Here is a 14,744-nt window from a genome sequence, read left to right as displayed (position 1 = left end):
TATCGCATCGACGGGGCGGGCTACGAACGCCTGGCCCGCGGTGTCTGTCGTTGCGTTATGTCGAAGGGCCGATGATGCCATCCCCGACGGCATGTCGCACCCTCGCGGCGTTCGATTGCTCAGATTCGGGACCCGAGGGGTTCGTGGTTGTGGCGGTGGGCGGATTCTCGCCAGGCCGCACATCGCGACGGCGGACCGCGGGGAGCATGTACCGTTCGGGGCGTTCCGGGCCGATGCCGCCGAGTTCGATGAGTGCGAACGGAAGCTGAATCGCCAGGAGGCCGCTGACCAGCCAGGAGGCAAGCAACCACCGAAAACGTGGATAGCGGCCGGTGTCGCGGTCGATGATCACCAGGCCGAACACGGCCTTTCCGATGGTCGTGTGTGTCATCGCCTGGAGAACCACGCGGTCGATGAACGAGGCGAGCAGCGAGAAACCGATCACCGCGACCCAATTGATTTGCAGCGTAGTCCATTCCTGGTGCATCACCGCGAATTGAGTGTCCGGCGAGCTGACAAAATACATCCCGAGGCCGATCGCCACGTGGGCGACGATGTCGAGCAGGTAGGCGAGCGTTCGCCGAAGTTTGCGTGGGGAGGGGAATCGGTCGTCGTCGAGTCCACCGTGCAGAGGACCCTTCGGATGTCCCCTCGGCGGTCGCATGGTTGTGTGATCGCCGTTCTGTTCGAGGGCGAATTCGCTTGGCGCCGTGCTCGGCCGGGGCTTGGACAGCATGGCTGGCTCCGCAGTGCGCGGCGTGATCGCACTGCCGAACGGAGGGGCTACGTAGAAGAGCGATCGGTAGGCGAGTCGGGTCCGCGCGCCCCCGGGCTTCGCGATCAGGCCGGCCTTGTTCGGGTGGCCGGCGAACCAGACGATCTGATCTTCGCGCTCGAAAGTGCGAGACGTCCACTTCCGTAACACGAAGGTGGCGGTAATGGTTCCCTGATCATTGATCAGGTGAACCCATTCCTGGATTTGTGGACGATGAGTTTCGATACGCCATTCCTGCCAGCGATGCCGCGCCGCCCACCAGCGACGAATAGACGTGCGCACCATGACAATCCCGGCAATGGTGAGTGGAAAGAAGGCAAAGAAGAAGAATACCGATGCACCGTCACCGGAATCATTCTGTGCCGCAGCGTAAGTCGAATCGGACAGACCGGCCGACTGATACCAGGCGGGCACACAGGCAACCCCACAGGCTAGAACCGCCAGCGATCGCAACGTGGTCCACGTCAGCGTCCACAGGGTTCTCGGGGTGCGCCACGCTCTCGGTAGCATCACAGGTTCAAGCTCGATGTCACCTGCGGACCGAATTTCACCGATCGTGCCATATCGGAAATCATTTTGCGACAGGCAGTTCCGCGTTCAGAATCCGGCGTGGAGAATTCGATCGCGACGAGTGAATTCCCGTCCTGCGAAGGAACAACGGCTTGGAGTTGGTACACGGCGGGAGCCTGGCTTCCCGGGGACTGATTCGGTAACGCTGAGCCTACTTTCTCGGTGAACAGTACCGGGTGGGTGTCGGTTTCGACCAGTGCGGACAACCCGAGAGTGCCGTCGGCGCTTCTGGATCGAACGAGGTCCGACAACACCAGGCGTGGATTCCGTGGGCCGCCGACAGTATCGACCACTGTGACGGTCAGGCAGGAGTACAACGGATTGCCGTCGGGGAGGAGGTGAGCGCCGATCCCGCAATACCTGGTGCCGTTCACGACCAAGGATTCCACCAGTGTCGTGATCGCGGACAGAAAGGACACACGGTCGGTCCGCGCGCCCGCACCTATCGCGTGGGTGACGTCGCTGTGGGTGACTACGTCATGCAGCGGGATCGCGTTGTAGCCGTCGGGAATCGCGACGCTGATCGGCTGATCAGTCATTGCCGTACCACCCGCCGATCAGGTCGCCAGCCACGGTCATCCCGTAACCGGCCTTGGCTGCTCTCGACAGTAGTTCGACGCCGCCGACAGTTGTGCCCGCGCTGGCCGCGTGCGTGCTCGCCTGGCTGAAGTCCTGGAACATACCCGCGGTCTGAACGCCAAAGGAACCAGAGGGAATCTTCGACCCCACCCCATCCAATATCTTGGTCGCGATGCCGGGGCTCTGCGCGCCGTCGCCGAAGGCAGTCATGACCTGACTGAACTTCGACGCAGAGGAAGCGGAGTCGGTCACGGCATTCGCGGCGGCGACTGCGGTGTCAGCCTCTGCGAAGAACACTTTGGACCCTTTGATGACCCCACCTACGCCGGGCAGAACGGACAGGGTGTCGGTACCGACGGTTGTGCCCAGCGTGGTGAGAGCTTCCTTGTTGAAGTCGAGGTCCGCGACGTCGCCGAGCGCATCCCGGACCTCGGGGTTCAGCGCGTTCATTCCCAGTGCGCCGAGACCGCTGGCCAGCGCGACAGCGCCGAAGACAATGCTGACAGGCGGTGGTGTGACCAGCGCCAGCAGCCCGGTGATCGCGGATGTCGCCGCCAACGTGTCGTGGATGGCCTCCTGGTTGTCTTTGAACCAATCCGCGATCGAGTCCCAGATGCTCTTGTCCGGCTCGCTCGGCGAGAAGTTGGCGGCGGCGTCGAGTTCGGTGGCGATGGCTTTGGCCTTCGCGGTGTGGTTGGTCTGCAGGCTGGTCGCGCGGGCGATGATCGCGTCGATGGCGCTCTGGCAGTTGTTGACCGTCGTCACCGCAGAACTCAGCTTGGTTCCAGCCGCGTCGAGGCGGGCTTGTGCAGCAGCCAATTGCCCGGAGTCAGTGAAGGTTTGGTTAGCGAGGCCGAGATCCGGGTCGGCCTTGGCCTGTTGGAGTGCGGCGACGGCTCGGGAGTGGTCGGCGCGGGCGGCGGCGGCTTCGGTCTCCAAGCCTTTGGCTGCATCTTGAAAGCCGATGAGGTCCGCGTTCCAGGTGGTGATCAGGTCGGTTGCCTGCTGAAGAGCAGACTGGGCGCGACCGAGGTCTTGCGAGAGGGTCGCGTCATAATTGTCGCGAAATGCTTGGCCCGCATCGCCTTTCCAGACGTCGTCGTTGTTGTCGCGGAGGCGGTTGAGCAGGGTGTTGGTCTCGGTGACCGCGTCGGCGGCAGCTTTGACCTTGATGCCGAGGGCGGCGACTTGGGCCGCGTCGCCTGGAGCGGGGTCGAAGCCGAGGTTCGGGTACGGGTTAGCTGTCATTTTCCGGTCACCGTCGGCACGGGTGATGATGCGTCGAGTTGGTCACCGGCTGAGCCGAGGACCACGGCCATCGTGTTGTCGAGTTCCTGGTATGCGGTGCTGCATTTCGCTACACCGTCTGCGGTGACGGTAGCGGACTCGCAGATTCGTTCGATCCCGTATTCCCACCGGCGCTGGAAGTTGTCGGCGGACTCGTTGAGCGTAGTGGTGCCGATGTCGGCGTTGCCGTCCTTCGACATGGCCTTCATGGCGTCGGTGAGTACCTGTTCCGAACCGCGTAGTGATTGGACGGTTTGGTTGAGTAGGTCGATGTCGGCCTTGAAGATCCCTGCCATGTTCCCTCCCCTTCTCTGTCTGCTACTTCGTTGGTAGAGCGGCTTCGACGGTGCGGGCGGCTTCGTCGATGTGGTCGCATCCGACCCAGTCGGTGAGGGCGTAGATGCTGGATACTCGTACTTCGACTGTTGCGTCGGGGCCCGGCATCGCGATGTAACAGGATTCGGCCGCGCGGGTCCTGTGGAACAGGGCTTCTGCGCTGTTCACACTGGTCGGTCGAGCATCTTCGTAGTTGCGGGCACGCATTTCGTCGAGCGTCACGTTTGTTGATGAGATGCCCAACGTGCCGACCTCCAATTGCTGGCCGCGAACGTTGTCCAAGCGCCGGAACTCACAACCGATGAACGCGTAGTCGTCGAAGACGAAATCGACTCGTTTCCTGGTCGATGGGGCGAAGCCCAACGAGGTGGGGACGGCGTCATCGATTCGGGCGCAGGGGTCGTACTCGACTGATTGACGTTTACTCGGTGGTTGTGTGGGCGCGGGTGCTACCGGTGCGGCTATCGCAACGCTCGGGGCGGTGTTCGTGGAAGCCGGAGCTTGTTCTGGCGTCGTTGTCGATGAGCACGCGGTGAGTGCTAGCGCGCCGGCAATGAGCGTCGTGACCAGTCCTCGCATCCGCTATGCCTGCCCGCCGACTTCGCGTTCCAAAGCCGCGATACGTCGTCTGCTGAGGTCGTCGGCCTCTGTTACCTTGTTCGCGGCGCAGAGAAGACCCTCTTGCATCTGCATCGCTGCGTCGATCAATTGCACAAGCACGTTTATGCCGTCGGTCGCCTTTGTCGCGAACCCTTGCTGCAACTGTTGTGCTGATGGAAATCCGCCGAAACCGCTGACATTCTGGGCATTGTCGAAGTCATCGCGGAGCGCGTACAGGTCTTGAATCATCCTGTCGTACAACGAAACAGCTGACATCGCAGCAGCCTCATCGAAAGCGAACTCGCCGGCCCGCGCGGATTGGGTGAACGCGGAGATCTGGGCTTGGCCATAGTTGATGTCGATGGTCATCAGTCGTCCTGTCGTTTCGGCGTGGTGTGGAAGTAGCCGCGTTTGCTGATCTCGCGGGCAACGATCGCGGGGGAGGCGGGGGTGACGGTGGTGTCGTTGTCGTTGACCTCGATGAGGTAGCGGCCGCTGGCGAATTGGCCTGGGGGGATGTCGATCCAGCTCAGGTATTGGGTGGGGCGGTGGGAGCCGGGGGTGCGGTTGATGACGAAATAGCCTTCGGCGCTGCGGCGCAGGTGCATCAGTCTGCGGATGCGTTCGTCGGCGGGGAGGCGGCCGGCGGCGTCTCGGGTCCAGCTGGAGGCTTGTTCCTCGCCGCGCACGCGGGGTGTGTAGGCGACCATCGGGCCCGCTGCGCCGGGTTCGGCGGTGGGCAGGATCGCGGTGAGGTGCGTGGGCACAGTTGCTCGGGAGACCAGGGCGAGGCGGACGGGGCCATTGCGTTCGGTGGGCGAGAGGCGTTGGGCAACAATGACACCAAGGCCATCGAGGGCGGCGCCGTGGCAGCGGATTTCGCTGTCGTCGACCGTGCCGACGGCGGCTACCCGCGTGTCGGCGTTGGCCAGGATGGCGAATACCGCGGAGAGGCCGCGGTCTCCACCTCGGGGGAACCGTTCGCGCAGGATTGTTCGTAGTCGATCGGCTTCCGGTTCGGTGGTCGGTGTGGTGCGGACCGCGATCGGGTCGGGGTGGTCGTATTCGTCGAAACGAGTCTCTTGGCGCCACACCCAGGTGAATTCGTCACCGGTCAGGGTCCAGGTCGGGGGATGCGTCATCGACTGGTGCGCTCGCTTTCTGCGGCGGGCGCTGGGGTTTGTGGCGGTTCCTGCGTGCCGTGTTCGGCGAGCAAGGCTGCGATTTCGGGTGGCAGTGTCGGTGTGGTCAGCTCGATCGCTGACCGGGCGGACGCGGATGCTGTTGTGGTGTCCACTGTTTCGGCCTCGACCGGACGGCCAGTTGGACGGTTGGCAACCGATGCCGTTGTGGTAGAGGGTGATTCGAAATGTGTGTCGAGAATGGACGGCACCGGTGCCGGGATGGTCCGAGATGGGTCGGTGTGGCCTGCCGAGTCCGGCGCACCGACCGAATCGTCGCCCAGGTCGCCTGCCGGATATTCGCCGATCGCGCCTGTAAGCGCGGGAGTGGTCACCAGTAACTCGGGCTGAATGCCGCGCAGGTAGTCCGGGGACCGATGCTCGTCGTCACCCTCGGACTTGCGGCCCGCCCCAGCGCCGGCGCCGGGCATCATGCCCATGCCTGTTCCGGCACCGACACGCGGTCCAGCAGCGCTTCCCGATGCGAGTGTGCCACCGGCACTGGGCGATTGGAGTACGCCTGGCATCGCCTGACCTGGGCTCGGGGAACCGAGACCACCGGGCGAACCTGTGTTGCCGAGCGGTGATCCCGCTGATCCGCCACTGAGCGGCGAACCGGTACCGGTCGGCGTGAGGCCTGCCGGGGCGGTCGATGCCGGAGTCGTGCCCGCCGGAGAGGTGCTGCCGGGATCGGTCGGCGATGCTGTGCTGCTTGGGCTGTCCGAGGACGCCGACTCGTCGGTCGGGCTGGTCGACGACGGCGTAGTCGGTTCTTCTGTCGTCGGTGATTGCGGCTGTGTCGGCGTTTCGGCGGTCGGACTTCCTGCGGTGGGGGAACCCGCGTTCGGCGACCCGGTGGACGGCGAGCCACCACCGGAACTGGTCGGATCGCCACCCGAATTCGCTCCGGCGGGAACCACCGAGTAGGACGGCACACCAAAAAAAAAAAAAAAAAAAAAAAAAAAAAAAAAAAAAAAAAAAAAAAAAAAAAAAAAAAAAAAAAAAAAAAAAAAAAAAAAAAAAAAAAAAAAAAAAAAAAAAAAAAAAAAAAAAAAAAAAAAAAAAAAAAAAAAAAAAAAAAAAAAAAAAAAAAAAAAAAAAAAAAAAAAAAAAAAAAAAAAAAAAAAAAAAAAAAAAAAAAAAAAAAAAAAAAAAAAAAAAAAAAAAAAAAAAAAAAAAAAAAAAAAAAAAAAAAAAAAAAAAAAAAAAAAAAAAAAAAAAAAAAAAAAAAAAAAAAAAAAAAAAAAAAAAAAAAAAAAAAAAAAAAAAAAAAAAAAAAAAAAAAAAAAAAAAAAAAAAAAAAAAAAAAAAAAAAAAAAAAAAAAAAAAAAAAAAAAAAAAAAAAAAAAAAAAAAAAAAAAAAAAAAAAAAAAAAAAAAAAAAAAAAAAAAAAAAAAAAAAAAAAAAAAAAAAAAAAAAAAAAAAAAAAAAAAAAAAAGGAGCCCGTCGGTGGGATCGTCGGGGTATAGATGCGGTTCATCGTCGCCTGCGCGTCCAGCTCCGCTTGGCGCTGGGCTTGCCGGTCGATCGTCGCGGTCGCGGGGTTGATCAGGCCGGGGATGAGCGAGGTGTGGGTGTCGTCGGGGTTGAGTACGGTCAGCTGGGCGGTCGGCGGAGGTACTGCCGCGCGGACCGCCTCCGCGGCGGGGCCAACGATGTCGAGCCGGTTCTTCATGGCCTCGCACACCTGCGCCATCTGCAGAACCGAATTGTTGAGCGCGCTGATCCCCGCCCGCACGGCATCACCGCTGGCACCGGCCCACTCGCCGAATCCCAGCAGGGCGTTGGCGCTGGTCTGGTGGGTGGTCGCGATCCTGGTGAGTTCGGTTTCGACGGTCTTCCAGGTGTCGCGCAGGGTGGTGATGGTGGCGATGTTCATGCCACCTGTGCCACTCGTGCCGTGCACGCCGTCGTAGATCGCCTGGTGGCTGTAGCCGCTGAAGTCGTCGAGGGTCTTCACATAGTCCGGGTCGGTACCCGCGAGCTTGTCGCGCAACGCCTGATCGACGGCCTGGGTGCGCGAAACAGCATCGGCGACAGCCGGATTCGAACTCAATACCCGGATCAGCGCAGCCGGATCGAGGTTGTTGAACGGAAACAGCGGGTTGGCAATCGGCTCGGTCATCGTGGTCCCTCCCCAGGAATATGCTGCCCTCAGCCGTCGGCGAGCTCGATCAACTCAGCCATCGCGCGTTCCCGACGAAAGGCCACCTGTAGATGGCCTGATCCGGACTGCGCACATAATGCCATCTATAGATGGTCGACGCGAGAGCGCTGCCTCGGAAACCTCATTGAGATGTCCGAATCCGCCGTTGAGAAGCAGCTCATGGCGATTTTGGGACAGCACCTGGCCGCCCTGCGCGAGTCCAGAGGCCTCACTCAGGAGGCAGTGGCGAACGCTGCGGGCATCAGCCGCAACTACTACCAACTGCTCGAAAACGGGTGGGGTGTCCGTAAGACGAAGGCGCCTGCGAACCCGAGGCTGTCAACATTGATCGGGCTGAGCGAAGCGCTCGACACGACGGTGCCCGATCTCGTCGACGTGATGTTCGGTCGAAGCGCGAGCTGACGACGAGTGCGTCACCCCACATGGGTGCAGTTCTTGGCTGCGGTGAGCAGACAGAGTATGCGGCAGGTGCCGATTCAGGCAGGTTGGTCGGGTTCGGGATTGGGCGGGCCGACCAGTTCGACGCCGTGGATTCGGGCCGCTTCTTTCATACCGTCATCCAGCGTCATCAGTGGAAACTCGCGGCGCTTGGCTATCGCGATGTACCAAGCGTCGGCGTAGGTGGCGTTGTCGAGGATCCTGATGGCCTCGACCGCGTCGACTGGCTCGCGGACGCGGTCGACCGGATGGGCGCTGAATGCGGTGATCAGGGCTTCGGCTTGACCGGGTTCGAGATCTCCGCGCCGCTCGAGTCGGATCAGCGCCGATCCGACCTCGAAATCGACATTTGGTGCTGATACGCACCCCGCGATCGCGATGCGGTCGCTGTAACCGGATGGGAGGGTTCCTCGCAATAGGTCCACCCAGATGGTGGCGTCTACAACGATCACTCGCTGCCCCGGTCGTAGCCATCCCGGATTTCGCGGACGACGTCGGCACTCGACACGGTGGAGCGGACGGGGATCCCGAGCTTCTGCTGTGTCTGCTTCAGATCGGCATTCCATTGAGCGATGGCACGGCGCTGCAGCTCCCGCTGGACATCCGCCGCCATGAGATCCCGAAGATAGGCCGACACCGACTTGTGCTCAGCGTTGGCCTTTTCGGCGATGATGGCAGCGACATCATCGGGAACGTCGCGAACCTGGACAGTTGCCATGGGGGCCTCCCGTCGACCTAGGGTGCATGCACAGGTTAGCATGCAGGTGAGGTCACTGATAGCTGACGCGGAGGGCCTGCGGTGGATCTACAGCACGAGGTCGGTCAGCTGGTCCCAATCGACGTTGATTCGGATGGGTAGTTCGACGGCGAACGCGGTGCCGGGCTTCAGGATTCGAGCGAGGCGGTAGTGGCCTACGCCGTGGTCGAGGGCGTAGGTCTCGATGGAGCTGACGCGGGTGTCGGTGATGCTCACCAGCCAGTACCAGGGGATGCCTGCGGCTGCGTATTCGCTCATCTTCGTGAGTCGGTCGGTCTTTACGTGGCTCGGTGAGATGACCTCGGCGGCGATTTTCAGATGGCGGGCGGGCATCGGTCGAATCTCGGACGGTACGCACTCGAACAGGGCGATGTCGGGGCGACGGATCGTGGCGCGGGGCAGTTCCCAGAGCACCACATCGATGTCGTGGCCGGCATCGAGGCGAGTCGATGGATCGTCGACCATCTGCCGTTTGGCCGCTGCCTCGAACATGGTGAGCAGTCGATGGACGGCCTTCTGATGCACCGGAGCCGGTGATACGCAGCGCACGGCGTCACCGTTGGCGATCTCCACCAAGCGGCAGAACTCTTCGGTGAGTTCGCGCCAGATGTCGAGCGTGATGGGCTCGGGCTGGATGTTGTCCGGCCGCGCCCAGTCGAAGATCGCTGACATGGTGCGGAGCCTATCGAGTCGCGTCAGTCGGTCGGGTGCGGGAGTGTTCTGTACTGCCCTTTCACTCCTCTGTCCATGTCGTCCAACTGTCGGTAGTGAGGGTGAGGTGAAAAGGGGCGGGTAGTTCGATCTGGTCGCCGAATTTCCACTGGCGGTGGTTGTCGTAAGTGCCTGCTGGGCGATCGGGGGACCAGAACAGGGTCGCGCAGCCGGCATGGGGATCGCGGTCGATCAGAAGGTAGAAGGGGACGCCCGAGGCGGCGTAGCCGTTCCATTTGGTGCGGCGGCGGCGTGGGCGCAAGCCGGGAGGGCGGTCGTCGGCGGCGTTGGACGGGGATGTCACCTCCACTGCCAGTGCGAGCTGGGCGGGGTATACCCGGGGTGAGTCGGCGGCGAGGAGGGCGGCGTGCGTGTCGCGGTCGAGTAGGAACAGGTCGGGGACGTAGCCGTCCTGGATCTCGACCAGGCTGAGGTCGACGTTCGTGCCCAGTCGCCACCGGAACTGATCGTCTGCGGCCTTCGCGCGGTAGATGGTCTCGGTGATGGACTGGACCACGTGCCCGTGGCCGAATCTTGGACAAGGTGACACAACGACTTCCCCCCCGATGATTTCGACGCGACTGCCATCCGGGACATGCAGATACTCGTCGAGCTCACCGCGCTCCCACATCGCGAAGGCTGAATCGGGCATCTTCATGGGTCCACGAACCTGTGCGGTGGTCATTGCGGCCAACCTCCTCCTAGGTTGTCCCCAGAATATCGGGTCCCGGCATCGTCGGCGGTCGTGAACTGGGGTTCTGTGGATAACTCCGCGATTGTGGACAACGCTCAGTTCACGTGGGTGCGGTCTCGACCAGCGCTGGGTAGTCGATCAGGTCGATGTCGTTGGCGGCCTTGTCGCCGTATTTCATCATCAGGGTGAAGAGGCGGGAGCCGAGGAACCAGTTGCGGGCCTTGATTCCGAGGGCGGTTTTCGGGGCGAGGAAGGGGCCCGCATTACTGTTGCCCGCGATTTTGGCGTAGCGCTTCATAATTCGGCCGTAGTTGTCGAAGGCGGTGACGTGATCGCCTGCGGCAGAGACAAGTTCGCCCGCGAGAACGTAGGCGCCGACGATGGCGAGGCCGGTGCCGAAGCCTGCCAGGGTGTTTCCGTAGGCGGCGTCGCCGATCAGGGCTACGCGGCCGCGGGTGTAGGTGCCGTTCATGCGGACCTGGCTGATCGAGTCGAGGTAGATGTCGTCGAAGTCGGCCAGGTCGGTGAGCATGCGGGGGGCGTGCCACCCCATGTCGGCGAAGGTTTCGGCGATGATGCGGCGCTGGGCGGTGGTATCGCCACGGGGGTAGTCGAGTTCGGGGGCGGCGAACATGTACATCTGCTGGGCTTTGGGGCCGCCGTCGATGGCGAGTTTGCCGGGGGTGTTGTGGGCGTAGCCGGCCGCCTTGTCGCGGGGGGTGGTCGTGTCGCTCCAGCGGCTCGCGCCTGCCACGCAGTAGTAGTAGCCGAGGTGCCGCACGTAGTCGGCTTCGGGGCCGAAGGCCAATTTCCTTACCCGCGAATGGATTCCGTCGGCACCGAGCACGAGGTCGAAGGTGCGCGGCGCGCTGTTCGCGAATTTCACAGCTACGCCGTCGCCGGTGTCGTGCAGGTCGGTGATGGTCTCGCCGAAGAGGTATTCGACGGTGTCGGCGGTCTTGTCGTACATGATCTCGGCCAGGTCGCCGCGCAGGATCTCCAGGTCGCCGCCGGTGAATTCGCCCGACATCACGCCGAGTTCGCGTCCGTCGTCGTCGACGAAAACCACGTCGGTGGTGCCCGTGCGCCGGGCGCGAACCTCGTCGAGGATGCCCATCCGTTCGAGCACGGTGAGGTGGGTCTTGCCTTTGAAATCCACCGCCTGACCGCCTGCGCGCAGGGCGGGGGCGCGCTCGGCGACGGTGACGGAGAAGCCGTAGCGGTGCAGCCAGTAGGCCAGGGCGGGGCCGGCGACGCTGGCGCCGGAGATGAGAACAGTGCGCATGACAACTCCCGATAATCTGTGTCCGATGGAATCTGTATCCGGGGGATGCAGATAAGAGTATGGTAGACACAGTTTCACGTCAAGACGATTTTCGAGAGGATGAACAGATGCCGCCGCCGACCACCGTCGAGCTGCTGTGGGGGACCACGCAGCGCCCCAAACGCGGGCCCAAACCCGCGCTCACCCTCGACGGGATCGTCGCCGAGGCCATCGCGCTGGTCGACGCCGAAGGGTTGTCCGCGTTGTCGATGCAGCGGCTGGCCGAACGGCTCGGCTTCACCAAGATGTCGCTGTACCGGTACGTCCCCGGCAAAGAGCAACTGACCGCGTTGATGCTCGACGCGGCGATGGGCGAACCGCCGAATGCCGCGGGCGTGCACCAGGACTGGCGAGCCGGCCTGCGGAACTGGGGCGAAGCGCTCTTCGCTCGCTACCGAGCCCACCCGTGGGCGATCGAGCTCACCATCGGCGTGCGCCCCATGGGCCCGAACGAGATGGGCTGGACCGAAGCCGCCCTCACCGCACTGGCGGGCACCGGCTTGACCGGCTCGGAGAAGCTCGACACGATCGTCCTGCTCAACGGCCACGCCCGCAGCCTCGCCCAGCAGGTCTCCTCGATGGGCGAGAACGGGGAGCTGCAGTTCACCGAGCAGTTCACCGCGATGATGACCGCTGCGGCGGACCGCTACCCCGAGGTGCGCGCGGCCTTCGCCGAGGAAGCCGCCACCCCGGCGGGCAAGAGTGGGCCGAGCGATGCCCTGCGTTTCGGCGTCGAGCGCATCCTCGACGGACTCGCCGTCCTGATCGGCCGGCGAAACTGACCCTGGTCCCGCCGCGATCCGGGCCCTAGGCTCAGACCCATGACCGACCAGCCGGAACTGCCGGAGCCCGCCGTCACCATCGTCCGTGAATTCTTCGGCGCGCTCGAACTCGGCGTGATCGACGAGGCGCTCGATCTCCTCGATCCCGAGATCGTCTGGAAGAACGCCTCGCTGCCGACCGTGCGCGGCAAGAATCGGGTCGCCACACTGTTGCGTGGCCTGGATCGTCCGAAGCTCGGGTTCTCCGCCGACATGCACCACATCGCCGCCGACGGCGACATCGTGCTCACCGACCGCACCGACTACCTACACGTCGGGCCGGTGCGCATCGGCTTCTGGGTGAGCGGCACCTTCGAACTGCGCGACGGCCGAATCGTGCTGTGGGACGACCACTTCAGCAAGGGCAATGTCCTGCGTGGCACCGTCGTCGGCGTGGTGAAGGCGATCACCGGGCGCTGATCACTCGTGCTTGCGTAAGTAGGCCAGGTAGGTGGGTCGCAGCACGTCGGCCAGCTTGCCGTCGCCTGCGTGGATGTAGTCGTCGATCATCGGCACCACGTATTTGATGTCGGCCGAGCTCTCGCCGAGATCGCCCGCCTCGGCCTGGGCCGCCGGAATCGACTTGAGCAGTTCCCACAGGAACTTCACATCACCGTGGCGCACGGCCGCCTTCACCGCGCGATCGTGCAGTTCCTTCGACGACAGCTTCTCCAGATCCTGGTCATCGGCCATGCCATCGACTCTAGCGCTCGGCGGCGCACACGTGCCGGATCCGGCGCGACAGTGCGGGTTAACGACAAATTCACGGACACGTGTGCCGGTCCAGCAGCGCGGCCACGAATTCGGCGGTAGCGTCGTTGATGCGAGTCGCGTCGGTGTGATTCGTACGGGAGGTCCTGACCGTGACTGAGCTACTCAGTGCGAGAGGGCCGGCACCTGGCCCTCGGGGCGGTTGACTCAGCGTCGAACGCCCACAAGGACGGACCGGTCCAGCGAGATCGTTCGCGCGGGTGCCGTGCGAACACATAAGGAGCCCACCGTGACTGCTGCACGCTCCGTTTCCGCTTCCGCGAAGCACACGGCCCCGGCCTCGGCCTCGAAGAAAGGGGCTCGCCCCTCACGTTCCGGTCGCAAGACTTTTGTCGTCGACACCTCTGTACTCCTGTCGGATCCCTGGGCTGTCACCCGGTTCGGGGAACACAGTGTGGTCCTACCCCTGGTCGTGATCAGTGAGTTGGAGGCGAAACGGCACCACCACGAGCTCGGCTGGTTCGCTCGCGAAGCTCTGCGCATGCTCGATGACCTGCGGGTACAGCACGGCAGGCTCGACCAGGCGCTGCCCATCGGCACCGAAGGCGGCACCCTGCAGGTAGAGCTCAACCACACCGATTCGTCGGTGCTGCCCGCCGGATTCCGTTCCGACACCAACGATTCCCGCATCCTGGCGTGCGCGCTGAACTTCTCAGCAGAGGGCGCGGACGTGGTGCTGGTGTCGAAGGACATCCCGCTGCGCGTCAAGGCCAGCGCGGTCGGGTTGTCGGCCGACGAGTACCACGCGCAGGATGTGGTGACCTCCGGCTGGAGCGGGATGGTGGAACTCGATGTCGCGGGTTCGCAGATCGATCAGCTCTACACCGATTCGGTGATCGACCTCGACGATGCGCGAGAGTTGCCGTGCCACACCGGTGTTCGGTTGCTGGGCAGCAGTTCGAGCGCGCTGGGCCGGGTGACCGCGGACAAGCGGATCCAGCTGGTCAGGGAGCGGGAGGCCTTCGGCCTGCACGGGCGTTCGGCCGAACAGCGCATCGCACTCGACCTGCTGCTCGACGAGAGCATCGGGATCGTGTCGATGGGTGGGCGCGCGGGCACCGGCAAGTCGGCGCTGGCGCTGACCGCCGGGCTCGAGGCGGTGCTGGAGCGGCGGACCCAGCGCAAGGTGGTCGTGTTCCGGCCGCTGTACGCCGTGGGCGGGCAGGAACTGGGCTATCTGCCCGGTTCGGAGAGCGAGAAGATGGGCCCGTGGGCTCAGGCCGTCTTCGACACGCTCGACGGGCTGGCCAGCCGCGAGGTGCTCGAGGAGGTGCTCAGTCGCGACATGCTCGAAGTGCTGCCGCTGACCCACATTCGGGGTCGGTCGCTGCACGATTCGTTCGTGATCGTCGACGAGGCGCAGTCGCTCGAGCGCAATGTGCTGCTCACGGTGTTGAGCCGCCTTGGCACGGGTTCGCGGGTGGTGCTCACCCACGATGTCGCCCAGCGCGACAATCTGCGGGTCGGCAGGCACGACGGGGTGGCCGCGGTGATCGAAAAGCTCAAGGGTCACCCGCTTTTCGCGCACATCACGCTCACCCGCAGCGAGCGCTCGCCGATCGCGGCGCTGGTGACCGAGATGCTCGAGGAGTACGGACCGAACGCGTAATCGTCGGCAATCGGGCCGCGTCACGGCCCGAATCCGTTTGATTACCGCAAACGGTGGGTAATATCCGCGAGGACACCATTCCAGCAACGGCTCGGCGAACGCTGTTCCGCCGGGCCGTTGCGGA

Annotated in this window: 19 protein-coding genes; 5 read left to right on the top strand and 14 right to left on the bottom strand. The window is 62.5% G+C overall.

Annotated elements, in window-relative coordinates:
- Positions 1-55 precede the first annotated feature (55 nt).
- From ACQHI0_RS23420 to ACQHI0_RS23385, 8 genes are all read right to left on the bottom strand, one after another.
- Positions 56-1,189: an RDD family protein gene (locus ACQHI0_RS23420; RefSeq protein WP_427903977.1), complete on the bottom strand. Its 1,134-nt coding sequence runs from the start codon at positions 1,187-1,189 to the stop codon at positions 56-58.
- Positions 1,190-1,284: 95 nt separating this feature from the next.
- Positions 1,285-1,884 carry a hypothetical protein gene (locus ACQHI0_RS23415; RefSeq protein WP_427903976.1) on the bottom strand — a complete coding sequence of 200 codons (600 nt, stop codon included), beginning with the start codon at positions 1,882-1,884 and terminating at the stop codon, positions 1,285-1,287.
- A complete protein-coding gene (locus ACQHI0_RS23410; RefSeq protein ID WP_427903975.1) occupies positions 1,877-3,172 on the bottom strand; it encodes a hypothetical protein in 1,296 nt (431 codons plus the stop codon). The genes ACQHI0_RS23415 and ACQHI0_RS23410 overlap by 8 nt, the downstream gene beginning before the upstream one ends.
- A complete protein-coding gene (locus ACQHI0_RS23405; protein ID WP_427903974.1) occupies positions 3,169-3,507 on the bottom strand; it encodes a hypothetical protein in 339 nt (112 codons plus the stop codon). Before ACQHI0_RS23405 ends, ACQHI0_RS23410 begins: the two co-directional genes overlap by 4 nt.
- A 22-nt stretch (positions 3,508-3,529) precedes the next feature.
- Complete coding sequence (locus tag ACQHI0_RS23400; protein ID WP_427903973.1) at positions 3,530-4,126, bottom strand: DUF3558 family protein; 597 nt, start codon at positions 4,124-4,126, stop codon at positions 3,530-3,532.
- Positions 4,127-4,129: 3 nt separating this feature from the next.
- Positions 4,130-4,516, bottom strand: a complete 387-nt coding sequence (locus ACQHI0_RS23395; protein WP_427903972.1) for a hypothetical protein — start codon at positions 4,514-4,516, stop codon at positions 4,130-4,132.
- Positions 4,516-5,289, bottom strand: a complete 774-nt coding sequence (locus tag ACQHI0_RS23390; RefSeq protein WP_427903971.1) for an ESX secretion-associated protein EspG — start codon at positions 5,287-5,289, stop codon at positions 4,516-4,518. Before ACQHI0_RS23390 ends, ACQHI0_RS23395 begins: the two co-directional genes overlap by 1 nt.
- Entirely contained in the window at positions 5,286-5,768 is a 483-nt protein-coding gene (locus tag ACQHI0_RS23385; RefSeq protein ID WP_427903970.1) for a hypothetical protein, read from the bottom strand. The genes ACQHI0_RS23390 and ACQHI0_RS23385 overlap by 4 nt, the downstream gene beginning before the upstream one ends.
- 348 nt (positions 5,769-6,116) lie before the next feature.
- On the opposite strand from ACQHI0_RS23385, the gene ACQHI0_RS23380 reads away from it, so the two are divergent.
- The gene (locus ACQHI0_RS23380; RefSeq protein ID WP_427903969.1) at positions 6,117-6,797 is read left to right on the top strand and encodes a hypothetical protein; all 681 of its coding nucleotides are present in this window, start codon (positions 6,117-6,119) and stop codon (positions 6,795-6,797) included.
- An 827-nt stretch (positions 6,798-7,624) separates the two neighbouring features.
- Complete coding sequence (locus ACQHI0_RS23375; protein ID WP_427909274.1) at positions 7,625-7,897, top strand: helix-turn-helix domain-containing protein; 273 nt, start codon at positions 7,625-7,627, stop codon at positions 7,895-7,897.
- 74 nt (positions 7,898-7,971) lie between these two features.
- Here the strand turns inward: ACQHI0_RS23375 and ACQHI0_RS23370 are convergent, their stop codons facing one another.
- From ACQHI0_RS23370 to ACQHI0_RS23350, 5 genes are all read right to left on the bottom strand, one after another.
- Positions 7,972-8,499 carry a type II toxin-antitoxin system VapC family toxin gene (locus ACQHI0_RS23370; RefSeq protein ID WP_427903968.1) on the bottom strand — a complete coding sequence of 176 codons (528 nt, stop codon included), beginning with the start codon at positions 8,497-8,499 and terminating at the stop codon, positions 7,972-7,974.
- Positions 8,382-8,651 (bottom strand): hypothetical protein, encoded by a 270-nt coding sequence (locus tag ACQHI0_RS23365; protein WP_427903967.1) that lies wholly within the window; start codon positions 8,649-8,651, stop codon positions 8,382-8,384. Before ACQHI0_RS23365 ends, ACQHI0_RS23370 begins: the two co-directional genes overlap by 118 nt.
- 87 nt (positions 8,652-8,738) lie before the next feature.
- On the bottom strand, positions 8,739-9,362 hold the full coding sequence (locus ACQHI0_RS23360; RefSeq protein ID WP_427903966.1) for a Uma2 family endonuclease: 624 nt from the start codon (positions 9,360-9,362) through the stop codon (positions 8,739-8,741).
- 61 nt (positions 9,363-9,423) lie between these two features.
- Complete coding sequence (locus ACQHI0_RS23355) at positions 9,424-10,086, bottom strand: Uma2 family endonuclease (protein WP_427903965.1); 663 nt, start codon at positions 10,084-10,086, stop codon at positions 9,424-9,426.
- A 109-nt stretch (positions 10,087-10,195) separates the two neighbouring features.
- The gene (locus tag ACQHI0_RS23350) at positions 10,196-11,380 is read right to left on the bottom strand and encodes an FAD-dependent monooxygenase (protein ID WP_427903964.1); all 1,185 of its coding nucleotides are present in this window, start codon (positions 11,378-11,380) and stop codon (positions 10,196-10,198) included.
- Between the two features lie 107 nt (positions 11,381-11,487).
- Between ACQHI0_RS23350 and ACQHI0_RS23345 the strand changes: the two genes are divergently transcribed.
- Both ACQHI0_RS23345 and ACQHI0_RS23340 read left to right on the top strand, forming a co-directional pair.
- Entirely contained in the window at positions 11,488-12,201 is a 714-nt protein-coding gene (locus ACQHI0_RS23345) for a TetR/AcrR family transcriptional regulator (RefSeq protein ID WP_427903963.1), read from the top strand.
- Between the two features lie 39 nt (positions 12,202-12,240).
- A complete protein-coding gene (locus tag ACQHI0_RS23340) occupies positions 12,241-12,660 on the top strand; it encodes a limonene-1,2-epoxide hydrolase family protein (protein WP_427903962.1) in 420 nt (139 codons plus the stop codon).
- Here ACQHI0_RS23340 and ACQHI0_RS23335 read toward each other — a convergent pair whose 3' ends face one another.
- Positions 12,661-12,933, bottom strand: coding sequence for a hypothetical protein (locus ACQHI0_RS23335; protein ID WP_427903961.1), 273 nt, complete (start codon positions 12,931-12,933; stop codon positions 12,661-12,663). It abuts the gene before it with no gap.
- A 307-nt stretch (positions 12,934-13,240) separates the two neighbouring features.
- Between ACQHI0_RS23335 and ACQHI0_RS23330 the strand changes: the two genes are divergently transcribed.
- Positions 13,241-14,620, top strand: a complete 1,380-nt coding sequence (locus ACQHI0_RS23330) for a PhoH family protein (protein ID WP_427903960.1) — start codon at positions 13,241-13,243, stop codon at positions 14,618-14,620.
- The last annotated feature ends 124 nt before the right edge of the window (positions 14,621-14,744 follow it).

Source organism: Nocardia sp. FBN12, from assembly GCF_050320175.1.
In the GTDB taxonomy this organism is placed as follows: domain Bacteria; phylum Actinomycetota; class Actinomycetes; order Mycobacteriales; family Mycobacteriaceae; genus Nocardia.
Note: the sequence above shows the minus strand (reverse complement) of the source record. Positions and strands in the feature narration are given on the sequence as shown.